The sequence below is a fragment of the Steroidobacter denitrificans genome (assembly GCF_001579945.1).
In the GTDB taxonomy this organism is placed as follows: Bacteria; Pseudomonadota; Gammaproteobacteria; order Steroidobacterales; family Steroidobacteraceae; genus Steroidobacter; species Steroidobacter denitrificans.
On sequence record NZ_CP011971.1, the window covers coordinates 2,931,680 to 2,955,822 of the forward strand.

The 24,143-nt window shown below is 60.2% G+C and carries 21 protein-coding genes and 2 pseudogenes; 13 read left to right on the forward strand and 10 right to left on the reverse strand.

What is annotated here, in order from left to right; all coding sequences use genetic code 11:
* Window positions 1-460 precede the first annotated feature (460 nt).
* The 5 genes and pseudogenes from ACG33_RS16800 to ACG33_RS13185 all read right to left on the reverse strand — a co-directional run.
* A pseudogene (locus ACG33_RS16800) lies at window positions 461-603 on the reverse strand (DUF4372 domain-containing protein); the annotation flags it as partial.
* Window positions 604-2,832 carry a TonB-dependent receptor plug domain-containing protein gene (locus tag ACG33_RS13175; protein WP_168160097.1) on the reverse strand — a complete coding sequence of 743 codons (2,229 nt, stop codon included), beginning with the start codon at window positions 2,830-2,832 and terminating at the stop codon, window positions 604-606.
* Between the two features lie 91 nt (window positions 2,833-2,923).
* Entirely contained in the window at window positions 2,924-3,346 is a 423-nt protein-coding gene (locus tag ACG33_RS16805; protein WP_066921886.1) for an EamA family transporter, read from the reverse strand.
* A 106-nt stretch (window positions 3,347-3,452) separates the two neighbouring features.
* A pseudogene (locus ACG33_RS17130) lies at window positions 3,453-4,061 on the reverse strand (phosphatase PAP2 family protein); the annotation flags it as partial.
* Window positions 4,061-5,491, reverse strand: coding sequence for a BamA/TamA family outer membrane protein (locus ACG33_RS13185; RefSeq protein WP_157071796.1), 1,431 nt, complete (start codon window positions 5,489-5,491; stop codon window positions 4,061-4,063). The gene ACG33_RS13185 and the pseudogene ACG33_RS17130, both read right to left, overlap by 1 nt.
* On the opposite strand from ACG33_RS13185, the gene ACG33_RS13190 reads away from it, so the two are divergent.
* The gene (locus ACG33_RS13190) at window positions 5,477-5,665 is read left to right on the forward strand and encodes a hypothetical protein (RefSeq protein ID WP_157071797.1); all 189 of its coding nucleotides are present in this window, start codon (window positions 5,477-5,479) and stop codon (window positions 5,663-5,665) included. The genes ACG33_RS13185 and ACG33_RS13190 overlap by 15 nt on opposite strands.
* Window positions 5,666-5,720: 55 nt before the next feature.
* Window positions 5,721-7,106 (forward strand): IS1380 family transposase, encoded by a 1,386-nt coding sequence (locus ACG33_RS13195; RefSeq protein WP_066921031.1) that lies wholly within the window; start codon window positions 5,721-5,723, stop codon window positions 7,104-7,106.
* A gap of 369 nt (window positions 7,107-7,475) precedes the next feature.
* On the opposite strand, the gene ACG33_RS13200 is transcribed toward ACG33_RS13195, so the two are convergent.
* From ACG33_RS13200 to ACG33_RS13210, 3 genes are all read right to left on the reverse strand, one after another.
* Window positions 7,476-8,498: a FecR family protein gene (locus ACG33_RS13200; protein WP_066921895.1), complete on the reverse strand. Its 1,023-nt coding sequence runs from the start codon at window positions 8,496-8,498 to the stop codon at window positions 7,476-7,478.
* 3 nt (window positions 8,499-8,501) lie between these two features.
* Window positions 8,502-9,128 carry an RNA polymerase sigma factor gene (locus ACG33_RS13205; protein WP_066921896.1) on the reverse strand — a complete coding sequence of 209 codons (627 nt, stop codon included), beginning with the start codon at window positions 9,126-9,128 and terminating at the stop codon, window positions 8,502-8,504.
* A gap of 76 nt (window positions 9,129-9,204) precedes the next feature.
* Window positions 9,205-10,980, reverse strand: coding sequence for a phosphoethanolamine transferase (locus ACG33_RS13210; RefSeq protein ID WP_066921897.1), 1,776 nt, complete (start codon window positions 10,978-10,980; stop codon window positions 9,205-9,207).
* Window positions 10,981-11,246: 266 nt separating this feature from the next.
* Between ACG33_RS13210 and ACG33_RS13215 the strand changes: the two genes are divergently transcribed.
* From ACG33_RS13215 to ACG33_RS13245, 7 genes are all read left to right on the forward strand, one after another.
* Window positions 11,247-11,714, forward strand: coding sequence for a cytochrome c (locus ACG33_RS13215; RefSeq protein WP_066921898.1), 468 nt, complete (start codon window positions 11,247-11,249; stop codon window positions 11,712-11,714).
* A gap of 8 nt (window positions 11,715-11,722) precedes the next feature.
* Window positions 11,723-14,203: a cation-translocating P-type ATPase gene (locus ACG33_RS13220; RefSeq protein WP_066921899.1), complete on the forward strand. Its 2,481-nt coding sequence runs from the start codon at window positions 11,723-11,725 to the stop codon at window positions 14,201-14,203.
* 563 nt (window positions 14,204-14,766) lie between these two features.
* Window positions 14,767-15,870: a hypothetical protein gene (locus ACG33_RS13225; protein WP_157071799.1), complete on the forward strand. Its 1,104-nt coding sequence runs from the start codon at window positions 14,767-14,769 to the stop codon at window positions 15,868-15,870.
* A gap of 128 nt (window positions 15,871-15,998) precedes the next feature.
* Entirely contained in the window at window positions 15,999-16,499 is a 501-nt protein-coding gene (locus ACG33_RS13230; RefSeq protein ID WP_066921901.1) for a TlpA disulfide reductase family protein, read from the forward strand.
* 3 nt (window positions 16,500-16,502) lie between these two features.
* The gene (locus ACG33_RS13235) at window positions 16,503-16,727 is read left to right on the forward strand and encodes a DUF4266 domain-containing protein (RefSeq protein WP_066921902.1); all 225 of its coding nucleotides are present in this window, start codon (window positions 16,503-16,505) and stop codon (window positions 16,725-16,727) included.
* Window positions 16,718-18,016: a DUF3570 domain-containing protein gene (locus tag ACG33_RS13240; protein WP_066921903.1), complete on the forward strand. Its 1,299-nt coding sequence runs from the start codon at window positions 16,718-16,720 to the stop codon at window positions 18,014-18,016. The genes ACG33_RS13235 and ACG33_RS13240 overlap by 10 nt, the downstream gene beginning before the upstream one ends.
* A 20-nt stretch (window positions 18,017-18,036) precedes the next feature.
* Entirely contained in the window at window positions 18,037-18,942 is a 906-nt protein-coding gene (locus ACG33_RS13245; protein WP_066921904.1) for an FAD:protein FMN transferase, read from the forward strand.
* A gap of 25 nt (window positions 18,943-18,967) precedes the next feature.
* On the opposite strand, the gene ACG33_RS13250 is transcribed toward ACG33_RS13245, so the two are convergent.
* Complete coding sequence (locus ACG33_RS13250; RefSeq protein ID WP_066921906.1) at window positions 18,968-19,522, reverse strand: cytochrome b/b6 domain-containing protein; 555 nt, start codon at window positions 19,520-19,522, stop codon at window positions 18,968-18,970.
* Window positions 19,519-19,806: a PepSY domain-containing protein gene (locus tag ACG33_RS13255; protein ID WP_066923416.1), complete on the reverse strand. Its 288-nt coding sequence runs from the start codon at window positions 19,804-19,806 to the stop codon at window positions 19,519-19,521. The genes ACG33_RS13250 and ACG33_RS13255 overlap by 4 nt, the downstream gene beginning before the upstream one ends.
* Window positions 19,807-19,997: 191 nt before the next feature.
* Between ACG33_RS13255 and ACG33_RS13260 the strand changes: the two genes are divergently transcribed.
* From ACG33_RS13260 to ACG33_RS13275, 4 genes are read left to right on the forward strand one after another with little or no spacing between them, the layout of a single operon-like run.
* Entirely contained in the window at window positions 19,998-20,663 is a 666-nt protein-coding gene (locus tag ACG33_RS13260) for a response regulator (RefSeq protein WP_066921909.1), read from the forward strand.
* Window positions 20,660-22,015 (forward strand): ATP-binding protein, encoded by a 1,356-nt coding sequence (locus ACG33_RS13265; protein WP_066921911.1) that lies wholly within the window; start codon window positions 20,660-20,662, stop codon window positions 22,013-22,015. Before ACG33_RS13260 ends, ACG33_RS13265 begins: the two co-directional genes overlap by 4 nt.
* A gap of 19 nt (window positions 22,016-22,034) precedes the next feature.
* Window positions 22,035-23,384, forward strand: coding sequence for a ferredoxin reductase family protein (locus ACG33_RS13270; protein WP_066921913.1), 1,350 nt, complete (start codon window positions 22,035-22,037; stop codon window positions 23,382-23,384).
* Between the two features lie 49 nt (window positions 23,385-23,433).
* Entirely contained in the window at window positions 23,434-24,084 is a 651-nt protein-coding gene (locus ACG33_RS13275) for a DUF924 family protein (RefSeq protein WP_066921915.1), read from the forward strand.
* Window positions 24,085-24,143 lie beyond the last annotated feature (59 nt).

Here is a 24,143-nt window from a genome sequence, read left to right on the forward strand (position 1 = left end):
GAGGTTCGCATCAAGGCGGGCGAGACCACCGTATCGAAGGCCACATCACGCTAGACTCGAAGTCGCGGACGGTTCGCGCGACGGTCAATGCCCACCAAGCGCTCATCCAGCGCCGGAAAACTCGCCGCGGGCACGTCGAATACGAGACGGTCGGCCAGGTCGACGCGGACGAGCGCTTCGCACTGGCGCACCTCAAGCGTCGAAGCGAGCAGGTTGTGTAACTAAGCCTGCTCGATCGCGTCTGCAAGCGACTGCGGACATGCGCCGGTCTCCAAGCCAGCAGCGCCAAGTTCATTGCTGGAGTTCCCAGGATTTAGTGGAGAGTGGTATATAGCAAGCGTCTCCTGGGAGTTACTCCATGCCCACCAAGTTTAGCTCGGGAAGGGTTAGGCAGATCTACCGGTTCATTGAAGCTCATCGAAAGCTGTATAGCATCGAAGCCATATACAGCCTACTCGAAGTAGCACTTGCCAAGCTGCGAGGCCAAGCAGGCCTCGATGTCCCGCAGGCTTTCCCGAAAGTGATCTGAGCGAAGGCCATGGGCAGAAACTGATCCAGGCAGCTGAAGGTGCGCACGTTGAAATCACCCCGGTACGTGGCAATTCAGTACCGCCATAGGACCCCTACAGAAGGCACAAGTGGCAGCCAGCTGTCAACGTCGGATTCATAGTGCACGCTTCCGCTCTCGTTGACGTGGGACTTGTATTGCACGCAGCATGCATTGGCCTTGGACGTCGCATTCGTAACTTCCGCGAACACATCCAGGACACCGCGGCTCAAGGCGAACACCCGAGTCACCCGAAGATCCAGCGAGTTGTAGGAGCCAAAGTGGTCGCGATTGCGTACCCCGCTCGATACGCGGGGAACGCCTGAATCGAATTCGATGCGGAGCGGCGTCCTGGGCCAACCGCTGTGATAGCTGTTCGCGAGCGAGACGGTCCACGGCCCCTTCGACCATACGACACCCAACGTGAGTGCATGCCGCTGATCCCAGCTACGAGGAACGTCCCGGCCGTCGATCCGATCCTCTGCTCTCGACCAAGCGTAGCTCAGCCATCCGCTCCATGACCCGTGCGGCCGCAACCGCAGGAGAGCCTCGATACCATAGGCACGCGCACTGTCCGGATCGATCATGACCCGGTCGAACTCGGCTTCGGGAAATAGCACGACAGGATCGAACATGTTTTCGAACCGCGGGCTCAATCTGCGGTATCGCTTACGATAGGCTTCGATCCGCAGATCGAGCCCTGTTGCAAATGCGTGATCGAACCCGACGATAAAATGGTCCGCGGACTGCACAGGATTGAAGCGATCGATTCCATCCTCGACTTGCAGCTCATTGATGCCTTGCGGCTGATAGAAGCGTCCCCAGCCGACGCGCAAGTTCGAATGCCGCCCGAGTGCGTACAGTGCGCTCAGACGCGGGCTCCATTGCGCTCCATCTCCGGAACCGTCGTACGTTTGCGTGTCGAATCGCAAACCGCCTTGGAAAGTCCAGCGATCGGTGATGTCTGTCCTCACATCCCAATACGCGACGGCCTCATAGCCATCGGGCTCGGGGGACAAATCGCGCTGCACTTGCAGTGCCGGCGATCCGGGAAATGGCGTACCTGCCGCGAGGCTCACATCGCTTACGTAGCGGTACTGGCCCCAGAGCCTGCGCCCCTCGAGGCCGAAACGATGCTGTAGCAGGTCGGTATCCAGCAAGTTTTCCCAGCGAAGGCCGAGCACATGAAAGGTTCGCTCGTCGTTCAGCATTGCAGTCCGCGCCGCTTCGCTGATGCGGCCATAGCGGTCGTTCGACAGGTCCGTGTACGACAGGATCCCGCGTGAGCTTGCCGCTTCCGACCACTCATGTTCCAGCGTCGCCCACGCGTATACGTTGCGATACTCGGCTGTAACTTTCTGCGTTTCGCGCGCTCGAAGCGCCTCTATCGTATCGATTGATACGAGCACATTGAACGATGCTCTCGTGCGCTCGGTAAGCGAATAACCGAGGCGTCCGAAAGCGTCTTGGTAATTCGGTTCGCCGAACTCGGCTTCACTGAACTTCGCGAGTTCGCCGAGATTGCTGCGTCGATACGACAGCAGTGCGCGCCCCCGATCTTCCGCAAAAGAAACGGACCCGAGCGCCGATGCATGAAATAAATCGACGCCGAGTTCGAAGTATCGCGGTTGGCCAGGACGGATGCTGTGTGCCTCGATGACGGCGCTCATTCTGTCACCGTAGATGGCGGGGAAACCGCCCGAGTAGTACGCGACAGAATCGATCAGTCGCGAGTCGAGCAAACTCACCGGACTCAAAAAATTCTTTAAGTGAAAGGGCTCATACAGGCGCAGCCCGTCGAGAATAATCGCAACCTCACCAGGTTCGCCGCCGCGTACTGGACCGATGCCCGAAAAGCCGTTTGTCGCGCTTCCCGGAAGCCGCTGTACCGCTCTCAACGTCTCTCCTGCCAATTGCGGGAGATCTTTGATCTGATCCTGCGTCAGAAATGTCGCCGTCGTAGCGAGGTCATTGCTCAGGGTGTAGCGGCTCGTCTGTACAACGAGTTCCTCAATGGGATATGCGTCCGCTGACGGCGGTCGCGGACCAGCCGTCTTTGCCGCGCGCGCTATCGAATAGATTTTGGGTGCCGCCTCCAGCAGCATAAGGCCGTGCGGCGCCAGAATCTCACGTGCGAGTTCGACACCGCCACGTGCGACTGGCTCTACCGTGATACGCAGCCCCGCAGGGACCGTGTGCGTACTGTAGATGAATACAAAACCGGCGCCCCGCAACTCGTCGAGCACATCGCTTACGCGACGATTCGCATAAGGTGATGCGTACACCGTACTCGTGCAACTGGCTATGCACGCAACGAGCGCACGCAGCACATGTCGCAACGTCATTCGATTGGAACGATTCAACATCGGCGCTACGTCAGCCGCGCGCGACGACGACCAAGCCCAGGACCATGAGCGAACCACCTACGAGCTTCGCCGCGGTAATGGGCTCTTTCAGAATGAGAAACGCAAGAACGACTGCGACGACCACACTTCCCTTGTCGATCAGAGCTACCGTTGCCACCTCGCCGGCGTGGATCGCCTTGTAATAGAAGATCCAGGAGATCGCGGCGAGCGCTCCCGACAGGGCGAGCCAGCCGAGGTTAACCGCTGTCAGCGATTGTAGCTCCGAGCGCGGCACGATCACTGCTGCAGTTGCAAGCACGATCAGGAAAACAACACTGGTACGCACCGCTAGACCGAGTTCCGCCGAGATTCCCGTGAGTCCCAGCTTCGCGACGACTCCCGTCGCACCTGCGAACACCATCGAGACGATCGCGTACCAGATCCAACGATCCATCGACTGCTCCCGGAGGATTCGATTCGTAGAGCCGCATTGAAAAGCAAAATACGTACACCGATGCGGCGACCACCCATACGATGAACGCGCTCCACATGTCGTGCGATAAGAAGTGCGCCCCGCGCGCCTGTTGTGCAAAGCCGAAGGTAACGCCACAGGCTATACTAACCCATAACCCTGCACGCGCGAATGCGTATCCGCGCTCGCGAAACACGAAGTATAACGTTACGAGCGCATAGCCCGAGCTTGCGTGCGCAGCAGGAAAGCAGTGGCCGGCGCGTAACGCATCAGGACGATCCGCAAACAAGGGAACGAGCGGAAAACGTCCGCCGAACGGCACGAGATCCCAAGGACAGTCTACGTTCGTGACGGACTTCAACAAGCCGACGACACCGATACCGAGCACGGTCGCGATCACGAAGTAGGCCGCGGGCCGCCGCAGTGCGCGCCACCGCGAGTGGACCGACGCTGCTATCCAAATCGCGAGCCCGGCCGCCACGATGACTCGTATCGCCCAGCGACCACCCGTGTGCAGGAACGCTTCGATCCACCAGTTGTGAGCGCCGAGCCAGCGCTCGTGCGTCGCATCGAAGAAAAATCTCCGTGCAATCGCAATATCCGCGTCCGTCAGCGCGAACAACACGGCCAAAGGGATGAATACCAGCAATGGCCAGCGCACCTCGCGCCACCATGCCTGCCGAAGGGAGTAGGTCATTAGAACGATTTTTTTGTTTCAATCGTGAGTTGCATTGCGTCGATATCGTCGGTTCGATCGAGAGGAATTGCAATGTCGATATGCAGAATGTTACCGAGGCCGGAGCGCGCGCTCCCAAGGCGCAGACCGACACCGACATCGGTTAGCCAACCCTTCGGTACGGCAGCGAATCGATCGCGTCCCCACATACGACCTGCATCGGCGAAAACGGCCGCGCCGACATTGACCAGCTTCAGCGGCTGCCAATTGGTGTAGAACCGTTGCTCCAAGGCCAATACAGCGCTTGACGTACCGGCCTGATAGCGCAACGGATAACCTCTTAATCCATTGTCACCCCCCAGGAGAAGTTGTGTATCCTCATCGAGATACGATGCCCATGTCGCGGCGAGTCTCGCAAAAAACACACGATGCTTCGACTGCCGCTTGTAGTACTGCCCATCCGCTTCGAGCTGTGCGTTGCGCAGATCGCCTGCCTCGACTCGCGACTTCAACTCGAAGCTTCCGATCAGGTACTGCTCATTGCCAAGGTCGAATCCTGCTTCGCCATCCGTCCTGAGCATGAATGCGTTACTCGTCGAGCCCAGCGCCGAGGAAGCCCATCCGGCAGTCATCGTGAGAGAGCGCCCGAGGTGCACGTCCTCGGTTCGCCCAATCTGATTGAGATTCCTGGTCGTGATATATGCGTCTTCGATCCACTGCACGCCGACGTACGGATAGACATAGTTACGATCACTGGGAATGAGGGCTGTCGGATCACTCGGATCGGTGCTGAAACTGCGTTTGTCGTAGCGTAAGCCGAATAGGTAGCGGATCGCCCGTCCATCTACGAGCCCGCGCGAGATGCCGCCGTCGAATCCTATCGCGCGAACGCGCGCGCCGAAGCGCTCGGTCTCCTTGCCCAGCGAATAGCGAGGCAGCGTTGCGTCGGTATCGATCGCGTTGAGTTCTGCGCACCAGCGACTGTCGAGAGAGTAGAAGGGTCGCCCGAACGAAAGCTGATCGTCCGAGCCGTCGCTAAGCGTTGAGTGCGCCGCCGACAACCGCCACCAACTGCCGAGCACATGCGGGTCCACGTACCCTAACCGCCAGGCGCTGCGGTCGACATTCTGGGATCGACCCACCGAAATGGTCTTGCCAAGACCCAGAAAATTCGTATCCTCGAATGCGAATTTTGTGCTGTTCTCCCCGCCCTTACGCCCGAAGGAAATACCGGGACTCATCGTCCATACGTCGCGCACACGCACTAACACATCAACCGTATTGTCGTCATTATAGTGCAGCGTGCGGATCGACGCTTCGCCAAGATATCGCTGTTCACGCAAAAGACGTTCGGTCTCATCGAGCACGCGCCGACTAAAGAGATCGCCTTCCTTGAACAAGAGATGCTGGCGGATCGTCGTTACGTGCGTGTCGACATGCAGTGCGTTCACAACCCTATACGGCGCAGCAAGCGACAAGGTCTGCTCGAAAACATCGTCTACAACGACCTGAACCCTGCCGATTCGCGCGCCACGGCGCTCGAATTCCCGATCCGACGGGAGATCGATGAACGCTCGACCACTAGCCCGGATATCTCACCGCTAGGGGGTGCATCGAGGCTGTGATTGGGTAAAACTTGTTTTACGACGACGAGTTAAGACCCAACCACAGGAGTCCCCGATGCCGACACAGTGTAACGCTGAACAACTGCAATTTTCATGTGTAGAACGCCGCCGGGTGGTGGCGGCATTTGACGGCGGCACGGTCAGCTCGGATGCCGGCGCATTGCTGCTGGGCAAGTGCGATGAAGCGATCGGATTGATCGATCGGCTGGCGGGGTGTTTTGTCGATTCGCGCGATCCGAACCTAATCGAGCATACGGTGAGGACGCTGATCGGGCAGCGCGTGTTCGCGATGGCGCTAGGGTATGAGGACCTGAACGACCATGACAGTCTGCGCCATGACCCAGTGTTCGGCGCCTTGTTGGGCAAGCTTGAGCCGAAGCGTCGCGGCGATTGTGCGGCGCTGGCGGGCAAGAGCACGCTGAACCGTCTGGAGTTGCACGCAGCGCAAGGCATCAGCCGCTATCACAAGATCCGCCCCGATACACAGGCCATCGAGGGGCTGTGGGTGGATCTGTATCTGGATGCCCACCACGAGGCGCCCAGCGAGATTGTCCTGGACCTGGATGCCACCGATGATCCGCTGCACGGTCATCAGGAAGGCCGATTCTTCCATGGCTATTACGACGGCTATTGTTATCTGCCGCTGTACATCTTTGCGGGCGAGCATCTGCTGTGTGCGAAGCTGCGTCGCTCGAACATCGATGGGGCCGCCGGGGCGCGCGAGGAAGTCGAGCGCATCGTGGCGCAGATCCGCCAGCGCTGGGGCGCGGTGAAGATTATTCTGCGCGCCGACTCGGGCTTTTGCCGCGAGGAGCTGATGAGCTGGTGCGAGCAAAACGCGGTGGATTATGTGTTTGGGCTCGCCAGGAACGCCCGCCTGGTGCGCTCGATCGGCGCCGAGTTGCAGGCCGCGGCGGCCGAATCACGCGAGACGCAGCAGTCTGCGCGGCGCTTCAAGGAACTGGTGTATCGAACGCGCAAGAGCTGGTGTCGTGCGCGACGCGTGGTGGCCAAAGCGGAACAAACCGGGGATAAAGCCAACCCGCGCTTCATCGTGACCAGTGTGTCGATGCGGCAGTGGCCAACGCGCGCGCTGTATGAAGAGTTTTACTGCGCCCGTGGGGAATGTGAGAACCGCATCAAGGAAGCGCAGCTGGATCTGTTCGCCGATCGACTCTCAACCGCCACGTTCCGGGCCAATCAGTTGCGCCTCTGGCTGTCCTCGGCTGCCTACGTGTTGATGCACGCGCTACGTCGTATCGGACTGGCTGGCACTGCGCTCGCACGTGCCTGTGCGAACACCATTCGACTGCGATTACTGAAAATCGGCGCTGTCGTCACCGTGAGCGTGCGGCGCGTGAAACTTGCCATGAGTGAGGCCTGTGCAACCCAGCGCGAGTTCATCGCAGCCTTCCACGCCTTGAGCGCTGCGGCGCGATAAACCGCACCCCCACGAACCAGACTGCCTCAACGTTGCACCATCGCCTCGATTACCGCTCGCTCGCAGCGGCGGTATTCTATATCCAAAAATCCACCTCCTCATCGGCGCGCCGCGCCGCGCTCGTGCCTGCGCGATCGCGATAACTCTGACATGTGTTTATATACAGTTATGTCGGTCGGTGTGAGAAATGCGGGCTAGGCGGAGCGAGCATTGCAAAGCTGTCAGCTCGTGAGTCGATCTTGGCTTCTTCTGCAGCGCCCGCCAGCGAGGCGATCGAAAGCAAGGCGCAATGCGCGACAGAGCGAACTAAGAACCTCATGGAACTCTCCACACAACACCGCGCCGTTCGCGCGGCGTTGGAGCCGGCGCTCAGGGAGTAAGACGCGTGTCGGCTGCCGAATCAATCGGCGAGGCGAAGCCGACCTCGATCACGTCGGCTTTTGTCTCAACACGCCGCAGCGGCGTCGTCGCGAGAACCGCAGAGAGGGCGATCTCCGGCGCAAGCCCATCGACGGAACCACGAAGAATTACGCTTGTGGCCGTTGCTTGTACGCGCGGTGATTCGTACACGAGAGACCGGCCGGTTTCCCGCGCCGCCCATTCTAGAAATGCAGCCAGCGATACGCTGTCGAGCGAAAACGGCGGCGCGACCTCGCTCGCCCATCGCCAAGCCTCGTCACTCGGTGGAATCAGTTCCCTTTGCACTGATCCTTGCGTAGAGATATCCAGCCGCTCCCCCGCCGTTGCGACGACACTGGCGATCTCGCCTTCGACAATCACACGGCCTTCACGGACGCTGACTTCGATTCCATCGACCCGCATACGCACTTGATACTGCGTTCCAAGATGCCGAATGATCCCTGCGTGCGTAGCCACGATAAAGTCCTTCGCGGGCTCGCCCGGCTTCGCATCGACATAGACGGCGCCTGCATTCAACGCGAAACGATCACGCGCGGCGATGCTGAACGACGTGTTGCGATCAATACGGACAGAAAGACCGTTATCGAACTGCAGCGCCGCACGCCCGTCACTGCGCACGATGTCGCCAATCCCGATGCGCTGCCCTTCGCCGATGCGCAACCAGCCTTCGCCGTTCGACGCCCGGAACATTCCGCCTTCGACGCGCTGTATGGTTGCCACCGGCCGGCCTCGCTCCTCCGTCACCTTGAAACTGATCGTGGCGCCCAATATAACGGCGCAGACCGATGCTGCTGCCGCCCACATGAAAGTACGCCGTCGCTGGCGCGTCTTCACGACGGCCTGCCATTCCGCATGCACGGCCGCTTGAACTTCTCGCACCATGCCCTCCGGAGGCTCGGCGCGCATTCCGGTCTCGCGAAGAATCGCGGCGATCTCCGCGTCGTCCGAATTCAAATCGTCACGATTGCTCATAAATCAATGTCCACGCATACCGGAGAGTACGTCGTTCGCCGCCATCCCGAAGACGGTTTCCAGTACCGACCTAAACGCTACACGCGCTCGCGCCAACATCGACTGAACGGCAATCTGACCGACGCCCAAAAGCGCTGCGATCTCCTCTACACTTCGGCCTTCGATATACTTCCACTCCAGCACGTCGCCGTAACGATTCGGCAATTTGTCAAGCACTGACTGCACAATTCGTCGCGTTTCATCGGCGCTATAGCCGTGCAATGGCTCATCATCGCAAGGCGCAGCAATCGCTTCGAGCACTCGTTGCATTTCATCGCTGTCTTCCACCAGCGCGAGGCGGCTCAGGTGGCGACGGTGCGTGCGCACATGGTCAATGATCTGTCGGCGGCAGATCTGGCATAACCAGCTGAATACGGCAGCTTCGCCACGATAGTTTTCAAGGTTGCGCATTGCCTTGATCAACGTCGCCTGTACCACTTCTTTGGCCGCATCCGAATCGCCGCCCAGGCGAGGCGCGGCAAAACGATAAAGTCTCGGGAAGTATGTCTCGAAGAAGCGCCGGAAGGCGATCTCGTCGCCTTTCAGCATCAGGGCGATTAGCTCGGCGTCTGCTTCGGTAATCTTCTTCACTGGTGGGTCCTGCTCCATTGTTAGACGATTGCAGTCGCCTGCATCAATCGCCAACTTCCCGGTTCACCAGGCTCACTCAGGCACCATCGCTCGGCTCCTGCGCTCCTCGACAGGGAGCCAGAATATCCAGCGTTGAATCGTAGCTGATATTGCGCACTTCGAGCGCACCAAGCATCGTGTGGTAGATGTTATCGTGACTGAAAGATTTCGCAGCCTGTGATTTGACGCAATCCAATACTGTCCCGCTCCGCACCATGTAGGATGATGACAGCCACATCAACATCGGCACCTTCTTTTGGGTATCCGGTGCGAATGCGTATGGCAGGCCGTGTAAATACAACCCCTGCTCACCGAGCGACTCACCATGATCGGAGACATAAAGCAACATGCTGTCGACGCGATCCGACGCGCGGCGCAGTATCTCGATCGTACGAGCAAGCACGTGATCGGTATAGACAATCGTATTGTCGTATGCGTTCACGATTCCCGCCGCCGTACAGCGTTGCAGCTGATTCGAATGACACGCTGGCTTGAATTGCTCGAACTCCGGCGGATAACGCTCCGCGTATGCTGGCCCATGACTGCCGATCTGATGCAGTACGATCACCGTATCTCGGGTCAGCATGTCGATGCGCGCAGGAAGATCCTCCAGCATCTTCTCGTCGTAACAGTACGAATCGCGACACAACTGGCTGTCCTTGTGTCCGACGTAGTCGATTTGGGTAATACGGACACATACACCTTTGCAGCCGGCGTTATTGTCGCGCCACTCGACATCCAACCCTGCTTCATGCAGCGCATCCAGCACGTTCGTATAGCGCCACGCCTCATCGACATCGAAGGCACGGCGCGACAGATGCGAGAACATGCAGGGCACGGAGATTGCCGTTGCCGTGCCGCACGACGTCGTATCAGGAAAGTAGATCAGCCCGGGCTGCGCAGATAGCTCGGGATTCGTCGGACGTGAATACCCGGCTAGCTGGAAGTTGGCAGCACGCGCCGTTTCCCCAACGACCATGACGAGTACGATCGGCCTTGCGTGTACGGGCGTGGTGCGCCGTGCTTGTCCGCTCACGTTGACCACGGAGCCTCCGCTACCTTTCGCGTGATCGAACCACACGCCGATCGCGCTGATAAGGGGCGCGGCAGGCATCAAAGTAAAGCGAATTGGTTTGTATTCGCGAAAAAATACTGCATAGCTGGCGGAGGCGGCAAACAGCGCGAGGGCGCACACGAGAAGGATTCCGGCGACGGCCACAGCCCGCATACGCAAACGCCTCGACCATTCGATTGATGGCAGCCGAACCGTCCACACGAGCAACGCCGGAACGACACCGAGCACAGCGACCCGGGCCATCAGACCCGAAGATATGAGCCCTCTGGATTCGACAGAATTCGTTTCGAAGACGTTGCGCAGCATATCTTTGTCCATGACGATTCCATACTTCATCGAAAAGTAGGAACTCAGGGCAGCGAGGATGAAAAGCGCGCTTGCGACGCCGACCATCAATCGGCGCGATGGAAGTAGCAGCAGCAACATGGCCTGTAGACACAAGACCAGCACGAGCAGGCTAACGAGGAAGCCTCCCGATGCGATATCTCCATGCCACATGGCATGCACGGTATCGATCCAGAAGCTGGTATTGTAGAACACGAGCCACAGCGCCGAGACGCAGAACGCGAATCGGACATCGGATCGACACGAGAACGTGACGGAGTATCGCGCCTTTAACGAAGTAGGCGTCCAGCTATCGAATCTGGAGTGGGACGAGTGCTTCTCAGAGCGGCTGATGTGCATGCCGCGTTTGACGATGATGCGCTGCAGATCAATCGCGGAGCCACGTACTTTCACCCCGATTCAGGGTTTGACTTACGGACTCCGGTGGTCTCTAGTGCATCTGGTGCTTGGCCGCACGGGGCAAGATTCAGCTTCCCGAAACCGCAGCCATGCGCGCGCGCACCAGCGCAACCATACGATTGGTGACGCGTTACAAGGCGCTCGATGGCGGCTGGAATGTGCCTGCAAAGATATCACGAACAGTGAGTCCGGCCCAAGACCACGTTGCCATCGCACTCGCCACACGCTCGACGCCTTGATTCCACAAAAAGAAGATCGCCATGCACCCTCGCGGATTCTTCATCATCGCCTTGTCCGTAGCCTTGACGGCCTCCGCCGCGGGACTAGGTGCACAGTCCGTAGAAGCCGCAAAGCCAACGGCTCTTCGCATCGTGATGGAAAAGCTTGGCCGTGACATGCAAGCTGTCGCTGGCGCGATTTCCAAGGAGGACTGGGCACTGGTCGCCGAGTTGGCACCCGAGATCGCCAACCACGCGGAGCCGCTCATGTCGGAAAAGGTTCGCATTCTCGCCTGGCTTGGAGCCGATGCCGGAACGTTCCGAGCTTTCGATGGACAGGCGCATGACGCTGCGACCTCGATGGGCGAGGCTGTAAAACGAAGCGATGGCCAAGCAGTCATCGCCGACTTCGCCAGAGTGCAGCAAAGCTGCCTGGCCTGCCATCAAGGCTTCCGCAAATCGTTCCAGGAGCACTTCTATATAAGGAGCACTGCTCGGCCCTCGAGCTGATTCAGTCCATGCAGCACCATATATCCTCGGAGCGGATAGCCGGCCTCGACCCGGACGGACTGACAATCGCACAAGTCGTCGAACGACGGTCCCGCTATGGCACGAACGATATCGTCACGGCCGCCCCGAGCGGATGGCGCGAGGTGATGCGGGAGACGGTCCGCGACCCGATGATCTGGTTCCTGATCGGTACGGCGCTGATCTTTCTGTGGCTCGGCGATCTGCTGGAAGCAACGATCCTTGCCGTTGCGTTGCTGCCGATCATCATCATGGACGGTTATCTGCACCGGCGCACGCAGGTGGCCACTGAAGGTCTATCGGACAGGCTGGCGCCGACAGCTCGCGTACTGAGGGATGGCGCTTGGATGAAGCTCCCGGCAAGGGAGATTGTCGTCGGTGATACCGTTCTGGTCGAGGAGTCACAGCCGTTTCCGGCCGACGGAATCGTGCTCGCGGGCGAGAACCTGCAAGCAGAGGAGTCGGCGCTGACCGGTGAGGCGCTCCCGGTGCGCAAGCGTCCGCTGCCACAAGATACGCTCGCGGGGCTGGAAAGCGGCGCCGACGAAATCGCTGTCGATCACGAGGCATGGGGCGCAGCCGGCACCCGCCTGCTCACCGGAGAGGCGCACCTGCGGGTGGTGTTCACCGGTGCGGAAACCTTGTATGGAGCAATCGCCCATTCGGCGCATGCAGGATCACACGAACGGACCCCGCTGCAGCAGGCTCTCGGCTCGCTGGTCGCCACGCTGGTCGTCGCGGCGGTCGTCATATGTCTGGCGCTTGCCGCGACACGCTACTACCAAGGACACGGCGTGGTCGATGCGCTGGTAAGCGCGGTGACATTGGCCGTGGCGGCGCTCCCCGAGGAATTTCCGGTGGTCTATGCATTCTTTCTGGGTGTGGGCGTTCACCGGCTCGCTCGACATCAGGCACTGGTACGTCGTGCTGTCGTGGTAGAGAACATCGGCCGTGTGAGCTGCATCTGCTCCGACAAGACCGGCACGCTCACAGAGGGCCGGCTGCGCTTGGAACATCTTCTACCGTCCAGTTCATTCACCAAGCATGAACTGCTGCTCGCTGCAGCCCGTGCTTCCCGACCGGCCAGTGTCGATCCCATGGACCGGGAAGTGCTCGCCCGTCTCGCGGACGTGAGCCTGGGCGCAGAACGCATAGCGACCTTCCCGTTCACTGAAGATCGCCGCCGAGAGGTCGGCATCGTGCGAGACGCGACCGGTGATCTACACGCTTTCATCAAAGGCGCTCCGGAAACCATTCTCGTGATGACGGATCTCTCGACCGGAGAACGCGAGGAATGGCAACGAACGACCCTCGAGTTCGCCTCGACCGGTCATAAAGTGATCGCGGTAGCGAGTCGCCCGCTGCCGCACTGGGCCGGCGGTGAACCGGACCGCGGGTACACTTTTCTCGGATTGCTCGTTTTCGAGGACCCCCTTCGACCGAGTGCTGCAGAAGCGGTACGCAAAGCAGTGGCGGCCGGAATCCGCGTCATCATGGTCACCGGAGACCATCCCGCCACCGCGCAGGCGATTGCCGCGAAAGCAGGTATCGGCGCTGCGCCACCGCGTGTAATCGAGGGAACGGACCTCGTCGAGCGCCTGCGCCGAAAGGATCCGGATTGCTTGCAGGATGTGGACGTCGTCGCTCGTAGCGCCCCCAGTCAGAAACTCGATCTCGTGCGCGCTCTGCAAGCATCCGGCGAGATCGTCGCCGTGACGGGCGACGGCGTGAACGACGTGCCCGCCCTGCAGGGCGCCGATATTGGCATCGCCATGGGCGAACGCGGCACACGCAGCGCACGCGAAGTCGCCTCCATCGTGCTGCTCGACGACAACTTTCGCACCATCATTCGCGCCATTGCCGAAGGGCGGCAATTGTTCGAAAATTTGAAATTCAGCTTCGCCTACCTGCTGATGGTGCACATCCCCTTGGTGCTCACCGCAGCATTCATCCCGTTTGCCGGATTCGCACTGGTGTATCTCCCGGTACACATCGTCTGGCTGGAGTTGATCATTCACCCCACCGCGCTGCTGGTTTTTCAGCAGTTGCCCTCATCGGACGAGCTGCACAACGTACACAACACTAAACGTCCGCGATTCTTCGACACCACCGAATGGGTGCTCATCGGCCTGGCAGGTTTGGTCGTCACTCTCGCGGTCACTTTAGGGTACGTCCGCAGCCTCGGAGCGATGCAGGACGTGGAGCACGCCCGTGGCATGGCCATGGTGACACTGGTCGTGGCCAGCGCAGCCATCACCGCAGGTTTGAGTGGACTGCGCACGCGCACGGCCACCATCAGCGTCGTGGCAGCCATCGCATCCGCCGCTGTACTGGTGCAGCATCCGGTACTCGCCGAGCTGGTGCACCTGAGTCCGCTGCATGCGGACGACTGGATGCTCGCGACCGTGGCCGGGCTGCTCCCAGGCGCGATCGCGGCGCTGCTGCCCCTGCGCCGCCGCTTGCGGAAATGATCAGGTGCTCGGATTGCCTGCCCGCAGGATCACGCCGCGCTCCTTTGCCCGTTTCTGCATGGCGCCGGCGACGGGTACGCCGCGATCGGGACGAATGGTGCGCGCTTCGCTGCCGTTCTCGCATTGGGCCGCTCACAGTCCAACACGCGGTAGGCTTCCCGCACTGAGTCAGCGCGCCTCTGAAATCGTAGCTGGAAGCATTCTCATTACTTCCGGATTTATGATTACGGCACATCGAGATCTGGAACGAAGAGCGCGGGAGACTCTGGTATTCCCTCTTCGATCATTCTAAACTTTTGGATGCGGCCCAAGCTTTTAACGGCGACCATCGCCGCCATCTACAAGAATCCCAGCAAAATCGTTCCGCACCTCAAAGAGCCCCAATGAGAAGCATTCACACCTCGTGGATCTGTGCTCTCGCCTTCACAAGCTGGATCGTGCCCACGATATCGCAGGCGATGCCGGCACTCGCGCGGCAATACAACGTAAGCTGCGTTGCCTGCCACGATGCGTTTCCACGGTTGAATGCGTTCGGGGAGTCGTTTGTAGCGAATAATTTTCGAATGCCGAATTGGCGACAGACCATGATGGATCTGGGCGACGAGCGGCTGGCGCTGCCCAAGTCCTTGCCGCTTGCCATTCGTGCGCAGGCCTTCGCGCAAGGCCGTGAGGGAAAAGATATCGATCCGGCGACCGGTCCGACCGGTAACGCCTCGAGCTTCGACTTTCAGGCTCCCTACCTCATCAAGCTGCTGTCGAGCGCGCCGCTCTCCGAACACATCACGTTCTACTTCTACGCAATCTTCGCGGAGAAGGGCGGTAACGGCGAAACGCTCATCGAAGATGCGTGGTTTCGCCACGACGACGTGCTCGGCTCAGGTGTGGGCGCACAGCTCGGACAGTTCCAAATATCGGACTTGATGTTTCCGCGCGAGGTTCGCCTCACCTTCCAGGACTTCTATGCCTATCGGGCTGCGGGCATCACCTACGACCGCGGCCTGATCCTCGATCGAGGCTTGGGTCCGCTCGAGATAGCCATCGGGGCCGTGAACGGCAATGGCATCACCCAGAACTTTGCCATCGATAGTCCAGGCTATCGCCGGCCCGACCAGATGTTCGACAACGACTCGCGCAAGAGCCTGTTTGGGCGTGTCGGTTTCACTGCGGGCGGAGTGAATGTCGGAATTTTCGGCCTCGCCGGACAACAGAAGAGTGCGGCGGGCTTCGCAGGTACCGTGACCGGCAACCGCGACACGGACAAGCGCATCCTCGGGCTCGATCTCTCCGGCAGTCTCACACCGAGAACTCACTGGTTCGCGCAAGGTATATGGAACGAGTGGCGCGACTTCCTCGATGCCGAGCCACAACGCGATTTCGACTGGTTCGGCGGCTTCGTCGGCGTGGACCATGTCCACAGCGACCGTTGGACCTTCTCTCTGCTCTACAACTATGCCGAGGCGGATGATTTCCGCGGCACCGGCACGGTATTCGAGGGTATCAAGATCAACTCGCTCTCGTTAGCCTCCTCGTATTACTTCATGCGCAATCTCAAGGGTGTCATCGAAGTGAACGCCGACCTGCTCAGCAAGGATCCCGCGGGCCCGCCGTACGTGGGTCACCAGACCCGGGAGCACTACCTGTTGATCGGATTCGATGCGGCCTATTGAGCGGACGGCGCGAAGGAACGGTACTTCCGTCCGTCCGGTATTCAAGCGCAAGAATCCTTGCTCCGAAGCGATTGATCTTTGCGGCATCACCCGTCTAACGCCAGTACCTGGATCTATGACGGTCGAGAATGCCCAATACTGTTGAAGTCGGCCACGCCCGAAGTGGGAAGGCTCTGATCCACAAGCTCCTGCTGACCATCATGCTGGCTGCCGCCTGCGCCGGACTGGCTCGCGCCGAAGACGCCAAGGACCCTCCTCCATGGCTCGATGCGGATCGCGGCAAAGTGGTCCTGCTGGACTTCTGGGCGTCCTGGTGCACCCCCTGTCGCCAGTCCTTCCCGTGGATGGCGGAGCTGCAGCATCGCTATGGCCCCGAAGGCCTGCTGATCGTTGCCGTCAATCTCGACCGCGAGCGCCCGCAAGCCGAGCGGTTCCTGGCGCAAACGCCGGCGGGCTTTCGCGTCGAGTACGACCCCGAAGGCGAGCTCGCCACCCAATTCGACGTCACCGGCATGCCCATGAGCTTTCTTATCGACCGCCACGGCAGAGTACGCGCGCGCCACACCGGCTTTCGCGAAGCGCAGCGTGCCGAGCGCGAGGCACAAATCCGAACGCTCCTCCAGGAGTAATCAATGCAAACGCCACTGAGCAGGCTCCCGCAGCTCGTTACATGCACGTTGCTCGTAGCCGCGCTCGCCGGCTGCACACTCGTCAAGCCCTGGGAACGAGACCTGCACGCCCGCCCGGACATGCAGCCGGACAGTCTAGACATCGCCATCGACGAGCACATCTATTTCAGCAAGGAAGCCTCGAGCGGCGGCCGCGGCTTCGGCGGCGGAGGTTGCGGATGCAACTGAAGAACAATGTACGATCGATCGGCAACGCCCTCGCCTCGGCCACGTGCGGACTTCTGGGCGCCCTGCCCGCCGGTAGAGTGCTCGCCGAGGAAGCTCCGAAGTGGCAGGTCGATTCGGCTCTGCTCTACTACTCGGAAGACGATGATCGGGTGCGCGACATCAGCTTGAAGGCAGCGATTCGGCGCGCGTTCGACGAAGACCGCTCGCTCGACATTGGCCTGTCCGTGGACACGCTCACCGGCGCTTCGCCATCCGGTGCGGTACCGACGGATGCCGTACAGACCTTCACGCGACCCTCCGGTAACGGCAGCTATCAGATCGCGCCCGGAGAACTGCCGCTCGACGATACTTTCAAGGACACGCGCGTCGCGCTGTCGGCGACCTGGTCGCAGCCCTTGGGTGAACGCTCCCGCATCGCGCTCGGCGTGAACGGCTCAAACGAGTACGACTACCTGCACCTCGGCGCGGACGTGCGCTTGGAACGCGACTTCAATCAGCGCAACACGACGCTGTTCATCGGCGCGGCCTACGGCAACGAGAGCATCGATCCGGTCGGCGGTACGCCCGTACCGTTCGCTCCCATGCGCGGCACCGACGACCCGGCGAGTAAGCGCGGCACGGATTCAAAGACCGTCGTAGACGGTTTGATCGGCCTTACACAGATTCTGAGCCGCCGCGCATTGCTTTCGTTGAGCTACTCGTACAGCCTGTCCGACGGTTATCTCACCGATCCGTACAAGGTGCTGTCCGTTCTCGACCCCGGCACCGGGCGCACAATCGCAGGTCCGTCAGGCAGCGACCTAGGCCTGTACCTGTACGAGAGACGGCCGGACTCGCGCACCAAGCAGAGCCTGTATACGGAGTGGCGTTACGCTCTGGATCGCGACTCGGCACGCGTAGGCTATCGCCTCATGGACGACGACTGGGGTGTGACTTCCAGTACGCTCGAAGCCGCCTACCGCTGGAACCGGTCGCCTTATGACTACCTCGAACCACGGGTTCGCTACTACACGCAATCCGCGGCGGATTTCTACCGGACATATCTGCTTGACAGCCAGCCCCTGCCACAATACGCATCCGCGGACTACCGCTTGGCGGATCTTGACGCGCTCACCGTCGGACTCAAGTACGGGCGCAGGGCGGCCTTCGGCGAGTACTCGTTACGGCTCGAGTACTATCGCCAGACTGCGGACGCGCACGAGCCAGGCTTCGGCGTCCTTACCGGCTACGAACTGGTGCCACCGCTGACCGCTATCATGGTGCAGTTCGGCTACAAGTTCGGTTTCTGACGACTCGACGCCGCGAAATCATGACGTCCGTGCCCGCTTCACCACAGCTCGAGTTGCAGCGCGAGCGTGGCTTCTGGCGTGCTTCGTTCTACGCCATGGCAAACCCCTGCGAGGTTCTGTGCGAGACCGCCGACGAAGCGATTGTGCGCCGCATTGGTGCACTCGTCATGCAGGAAGCTGCGCGCATCGAGCGCAAGTTCAGCCGCTATCGTTCCGATAGCGTCGTTCATACGATCAACACGGGGAGTGGCCGACCGCTGGTGGTCGATGACGAAACCGCAGATCTCATCGATTTCGGCGCCGCATTGTGGCAGCTGAGCGAGGGCGCGTTCGATCTCACCTCGGGCGTGCTGCGGCGCGCCTGGCGGTTCGATTCCGGCGAAGCGCTGCCGTCCGCGAGCAGTGTTGCAGCGTTACGCAAGTACATCGGATGGCAGCACGTAAGCTGGCTGCGGCCGGAATTGATCCTGCCGAAAGGCATGGAGATCGACGTCGGCGGCATCGGGAAAGAATACGCCGTCGATCGCGCCGTAGCTCTCACCCAGACCGCCACCGACGATCCGGTGCTGGTTAACTTCGGCGGCGACCTGCGTGCCGCTGGTGCGCAGCCCCACGAAGGCGCTTGGCAAGTCGGCATAGAGTCTGCCGCAGCGCCCGAGCGTGCCGGTCAAGTGATCCGGCTGGGCGCAGGCGCCCTGGCCACGAGCGGCGCCACGCGTCATTTCATCGAGGTGAATGGAAAACGGTACGGCCACATCATCGATGCTCGCACCGGATGGCCGACGACCGATGCGCCGCGTTCGGTCACAGTCGCCGCGGACACCTGCAGCCAAGCAGGCGTTTTCACCACGCTCGCCATGCTGCGGGGCGCGAATGCCGAGGAATTCCTGAAAATGGAAGGCGTGCAGTTCTGGTGTCTTCGATAGGCTCGGGTCGGGGTTGCGCATATACTCAATCCTTCACGCGCTTGCGTCCGGTAACCATTGCGCGCACCAGATTTTCACGATGACGCAAGCTGCTGAATATGACGCCGACGATATGGAGACCGACCAGGAAAAGCGTGCCGTTGGCAAATCCTTCATGCACCTCTTCCAGCGCTTCGCTGCCCCAAAAGGCATCGCTGGTAAGCAACCAGCCGGTCGTGCCCGTGCCGATCAACATCAGCAGCAGCGCCACGATCATCACGGCACCTGCCGGGTTGTGACCGAGGTGGCGCGCCTCACGACGCGCCACCAGGTCTTTCAGGTAACTGATCATCTTGCGCGGCGTCGGCACGAAACTGGAAAATCGCGCGTACTGCGTACCCACCAGTCCCCATGCCAGACGAAATGCAACCAGCCCGAGCGCGGTGTAGCCAAGAGCTTGATGCCACCAGTCGCCATCGTCGCCGAGAGCATAGGCACCGAAGAAAACCAGCACCAGTGACCAGTGAAAGATCCGCACCAGCGGGTCCCACACCCGTACCGTTTCGGCACTGCTCGCGCTTACGGTCGAGACGGGCTTCATTTCTTGCCTGCCCGGCCAACGACGCTGGCATCAACCGGATTGACGAAGAGTTCGACTTTCTTGCCATTCTTGTCCTTGGCGTACACCTCATAACAGCTTCCGCCCGTCTTGACCTTTCCCACGCTATACCCTTGGGTTTCAAACTTGGCCTTGACGTCGGCGGGGCTCATCCACTTGGATTGCGGTTGGTTGGTGCATTCACCGTCATAGGTGGAAGCAAAAGCGCCGAACGACAAGGCAAGAAGTGTCAGCGCAGTCGTGAGCTTGGCGGATCGTATATTCATGATATTTCCTTTCAGCAAGGTGAGGTTGACTTGGCGGGATGCCGGTATGCCGCTTGGCATGAGTGCAAATTGCGGTTAGGCGCTGAAGCGAACCTTAAGAAGGAGAAGCCAATTTTGCCGCCGCTTTCAGATCGCCTTAAGGTTGAATGCCGATACGGAGGATTCGCGCGAGACAGGCGGTTGGAGAGACGATGCGCTTATTGCTGGTAGAGGATGACCCGATCCTCGGAAACGGCATTGAAGCCGGTTTGAAGCAGGCTGGCTTTACCGTGGACTGGGCTCGGGATGGCCGCAGCGCTCAACTTGCACTGGGAACGACCGCCTATGAACTGGTGGTGCTGGATCTGGGCCTTCCACGTGTGACCGGTCTGGATCTGCTGCGACAATTGCGTGCGCGTGGCAATGATTTGCCCGTGCTGGTACTCACTGCCCGTGATACCGTACGCGACCGCGTCACCGGCTTGGAAGCGGGCGCTGACGATTACCTGATCAAACCGTTTGATCTGACCGAGCTGGTGGCGCGCATCCGAGCGCTGCTCCGGCGCGCTCACGGCCGAAGCATAGATGCCATTCACTATCGAGATCTGGTATTGGTGCCCGACAGCCTGACAGTGACACGTGGTGAGAGAACCATCTCGCTCTCAAAGCGAGAGTGCGCGATTCTGGTCGACCTGCTGGAACATCGCGGCACGGCACTATCGCGCGCACGACTGGAAGAAAGTCTGTACGGCTGGAACGAAGAAGTCGAGAGCAACGCAGTCGAAGTGCATATCCACAACCTGCGTAAAAAGCTCGGAAGCGATCTGATCAAGACTATCCGCGGCGTCGGCTACCTGATCTCCAGGGAAGCGCCATGAAGCGCTACTCCATCCGTCGTCGCCTGCTCTGGCTGCTACTCGGCAGCCTCGTTGTGGTCTGGAGCGCGATGCTAGGCGTCGGCTACCACAAGGCGCACAAAGAAATTCATGAGCTTGCCGACGTCCGCCTGCAACAGGGAGCACACACGCTATTGACGCTCGATCTCAAGCGTTTGGCGCGGCTCGCAAAGACAAGTGAAGCGAACAAAGCGGAACACGGCGAAGACGATGAACACGGGGACGAAGCGCCGCCGCTGGCATTTCAGGTTTGGAGCGACGACGGCAAACTGCTCCTGGCCAGCGCTGGAGCCCCCGATGCGCCCTATCGGCCGGGAAAGGGTTATGCCACCCGAATCATCGACCGTCGAGATTGGCGCAGTTACAGCGTGCATGATCGCAAACGTGACTATCAGGTGACGGTGCTGGAGCCGCTCTTCATACGCGAGCATCCTATTGCCGAGCTGGCCGGTCGCATGGGCCAGATGCTGGCTCTGGCTCTGCCATTGCTGGCGCTGCTGACCTGGCTCAGCATCCGCCATGGTCTGCGGCCACTGATGCGGCTGTCGGATGCGATCGGCGCGCGTGATGCCATCAACCTGGAGGCGATTCAATTGCAACAGGTACCGGATGAAGTACGCCCGCTGATCACCGCGCTGAACGGACTGCTGCAACGGCTGGCGCACTCGCTCGACAAGGAACGCGCGTTCACGGCCGATGCCGCGCACGAATTGCGCACGCCTTTGGCGGCCATCAAGGTGCAGGCGGAAGTAGCGTTGGCGGCACAGGATGAGGCGATCCGCCGACGAGCCATCGAACAAGTGATTGCCGGCGTCAACCGCACCACGCACCTGGCACAACAACTTTTGCTGCTGGCACGACTCGAGCACGTCGAGCACGATACACGCCAAGCAGTCGATCTTGGCCAAGTGGCTGCCGACTGCATGGCGCAATGCGCAGACGAGGCTGGCCGGAAGGAAATCGAGTGCGAACTAGAGGCCGAGACGGACTGTGTCCTGCAAGGCGATCCGGCGATGCTTGCAGTACTGATCGACAACCTGCTCGACAACGCCATCAAGTACGGCCGCAGGGGCGGCCGCATCGTCGTCAGCGTGAGACGTGGTGCCGGTGCGCTACTGCTGGCCGTGGAAGATGATGGTAATGGCGTTTCAGAGACCGACCGCGCTCGCCTGCGGGACCGATTTTTTCGTATCGAAGGACAGGCCGTCCCGGGAAGCGGCTTGGGATTGTCCATCGTGGAGAAAATCGCCGCTGCGCATGGCGGCACCGTTGACATCGGTGTCGGCCTCGGCGGGCGCGGACTGGGTGTGAGCGTGAACTTTCCCAATCGATGAATCATTTCAAGGATGCCCTATGCGAAACGTAAAGCGTGCCTTTTGGGGGGCGTTTCTTCTCCTGGTCGTCTTGTGGCTCATGGCCGAGCCCACGGTCTTTCGATCTTCCACCTTCTTCGGTTTGCGCGCAACCATGGTGCAATTGACCGGCGTTGTCGCCATGGGCTGCATGGGTTTGGCGATGATACTGGCGCTGCGGCCACTGTGGCCCCAAGTCTGGATGGGCGGCCTCGACAAGATGTACCGGTTACACAAATGGCTCGGCATCTCAGTCCTGGTCGTGGCCACCATTCACTGGATGTGGGCGAAATGGCCGAAATGGGCGGTAGGCTGGGGCTGGCTCGAACGTCCGGCACGCGGTGCCAAAGCTCAGATCGACAATCCGGTCGCGGCCTGGCTGTCGAACCAACGCGGCTTGGCAGAAGGCGTGGGTGAATGGGCCTTCTACGCCGCCGCAGCACTGATTGCCTTGGCGCTGATTCATAAATTCCCGTACCGGCTGTTCTACAAGACGCATCGTCTCCTGGCCGTTGCTTATCTGGTGCTGGTCTTCCACGCCATCGTACTGATGAATTTCAGCTACTGGGCGTCACCTGTGGGCTGGCTGACAGCGGTACTGCTCGCCGCCGGAACCTGGGCAGCGCTCGTAGTACTGGCTCGCCGGATTGGCGCGAGCCGGAAAGTCCCGGGAACAATCACGTCCATGCGCTATTTCGCCGACGTGAGGGCTGTTGAAATCGAGACCGACGTGCAGGGTTGGCCGGGTCACAAACCTGGCCAGTTCGCCTTTGTCACATCACACGCCTCGGAAGGTGCACACCCCTACACCATCGCTTCCAGTTGGCACCCGCAGAACCCCAGGATCACCTTCATAGTCAAGGAACTGGGAGACTACACCCGCTGCCTGCGGGAAAATCTACATGCTGGGCATACGGTGAGAATCGAGGGGCCATATGGCTGCTTCACCTTCGACGACGGCCGGGCGCACCAGATTTGGATCGGCGGCGGCATCGGTATCACGCCCTTCATCGCACGTATGAAGCACATGGCGCTCGAACAGAAGGAGCGGGACTGGCCGGAAAACCAACGGATCGATCTCTTCCACAGCACCGCGGAAGTCGATCAGGAGGCGCTCGACAAGTTGACGGCTGATGCCGAGTCGGCGAACGTAACACTGCATATTCTGATTGACACGCGTGATGGCTTCCTGACGGGTGAACGCCTCCGGACTGCCGTGCCTGAATGGCGCAAAACGAGCATCTGGTTCTGCGGGCCAGCCGCCTTTGGCGAGGCGCTGAAGCGCGACCTGGCCGCTCACGGATATCCTGTAGAACAGCATTTCCATCAGGAGCTTTTCGCAATGCGGTAGGCGGACAAACCCCCGAGTTGGGGCACGGGACTTTCACTGAGGCGAAGCAATGAACCACGGCAGCGACGATCGGGTTTGGCGAGAGATCCTCGAGTTCTGGTTTCCGGAAGGGCGCTCGCTCCAGATCGATACCGCCGTCCACAAAAACCATTGGTACTGGCGGATGCGCGGCGGTGCGGACAGCGAAATTACAACCCGCTTCTCCAAACTCACTGCAGAAGCAGCCGCGGGCCATCTCGATCATTGGGCGTCCGATCCGGACGGTAGACTCGCACTCATCATCGTGCTCGACCAGTTCTCACGATCGGTCTGGCGAAACAGCGCCCGTGCCTTCGCGCAGGATCCCGCTGCGCTGGCTCTGGCACTGGAAGGGCTATCGAATGGTCACTATCTTGCGCTGCCCACGCCCTGGTTCAGGATCGTCCATGGTCTGCCGCTCGGCCACTGCGAGGGAGCAGATCACCTCGACCGTCTTGATCTGCTTATCGAGCTTCGCAAGGAAATAGCAGTGCAAGCACCGGGACACCTGCAGCCGATATATCAATCCCTGGTGAAACAGGCTCATGATGTACGAACGGTCATAGCCGCCTTTGGACGACATCCTCACCGCAATCAGCTGCTCGGTCGCCCATCGACTGCCGCAGAAGAAACCTACGTGGCGCAAAGGCAATTTCCTCACCTGCGAGTATTCGAAGGGTAATCGCCTGCAGGGCAACATTGGACCACCGAGGTAGGACATGGCTCGTAATGCCCGGCATC

Bases quoted from the DNA above. Each gene is read 5' to 3' on its own strand.
- ACG33_RS16805 (WP_066921886.1), bottom strand. From the start codon at position 3,346: ATGGATCGTTGGATCTGGTACGCGATCGTCTCGATGGTGTTCGCAGGT.
- ACG33_RS13190 (WP_157071797.1), top strand. From the start codon at position 5,477: ATGCAGTGCGTTCACAACCCTATACGGCGCAGCAAGCGACAAGGTCTG.
- ACG33_RS13195 (WP_066921031.1), top strand. From the start codon at position 5,721: ATGCCGACACAGTGTAACGCTGAACAACTGCAATTTTCATGTGTAGAA.
- ACG33_RS13200 (WP_066921895.1), bottom strand. From the start codon at position 8,498: ATGAGCAATCGTGACGATTTGAATTCGGACGACGCGGAGATCGCCGCG.
- ACG33_RS13215 (WP_066921898.1), top strand. From the start codon at position 11,247: ATGCACCCTCGCGGATTCTTCATCATCGCCTTGTCCGTAGCCTTGACG.
- ACG33_RS13220 (WP_066921899.1), top strand. From the start codon at position 11,723: ATGCAGCACCATATATCCTCGGAGCGGATAGCCGGCCTCGACCCGGAC.
- ACG33_RS13225 (WP_157071799.1), top strand. From the start codon at position 14,767: ATGCCGAATTGGCGACAGACCATGATGGATCTGGGCGACGAGCGGCTG.
- ACG33_RS13230 (WP_066921901.1), top strand. From the start codon at position 15,999: ATGCCCAATACTGTTGAAGTCGGCCACGCCCGAAGTGGGAAGGCTCTG.
- ACG33_RS13235 (WP_066921902.1), top strand. From the start codon at position 16,503: ATGCAAACGCCACTGAGCAGGCTCCCGCAGCTCGTTACATGCACGTTG.
- ACG33_RS13240 (WP_066921903.1), top strand. From the start codon at position 16,718: ATGCAACTGAAGAACAATGTACGATCGATCGGCAACGCCCTCGCCTCG.
- ACG33_RS13245 (WP_066921904.1), top strand. From the start codon at position 18,037: ATGACGTCCGTGCCCGCTTCACCACAGCTCGAGTTGCAGCGCGAGCGT.
- ACG33_RS13250 (WP_066921906.1), bottom strand. From the start codon at position 19,522: ATGAAGCCCGTCTCGACCGTAAGCGCGAGCAGTGCCGAAACGGTACGG.
- ACG33_RS13255 (WP_066923416.1), bottom strand. From the start codon at position 19,806: ATGAATATACGATCCGCCAAGCTCACGACTGCGCTGACACTTCTTGCC.
- ACG33_RS13260 (WP_066921909.1), top strand. From the start codon at position 19,998: ATGCGCTTATTGCTGGTAGAGGATGACCCGATCCTCGGAAACGGCATT.
- ACG33_RS13265 (WP_066921911.1), top strand. From the start codon at position 20,660: ATGAAGCGCTACTCCATCCGTCGTCGCCTGCTCTGGCTGCTACTCGGC.
- ACG33_RS13270 (WP_066921913.1), top strand. From the start codon at position 22,035: ATGCGAAACGTAAAGCGTGCCTTTTGGGGGGCGTTTCTTCTCCTGGTC.
- ACG33_RS13275 (WP_066921915.1), top strand. From the start codon at position 23,434: ATGAACCACGGCAGCGACGATCGGGTTTGGCGAGAGATCCTCGAGTTC.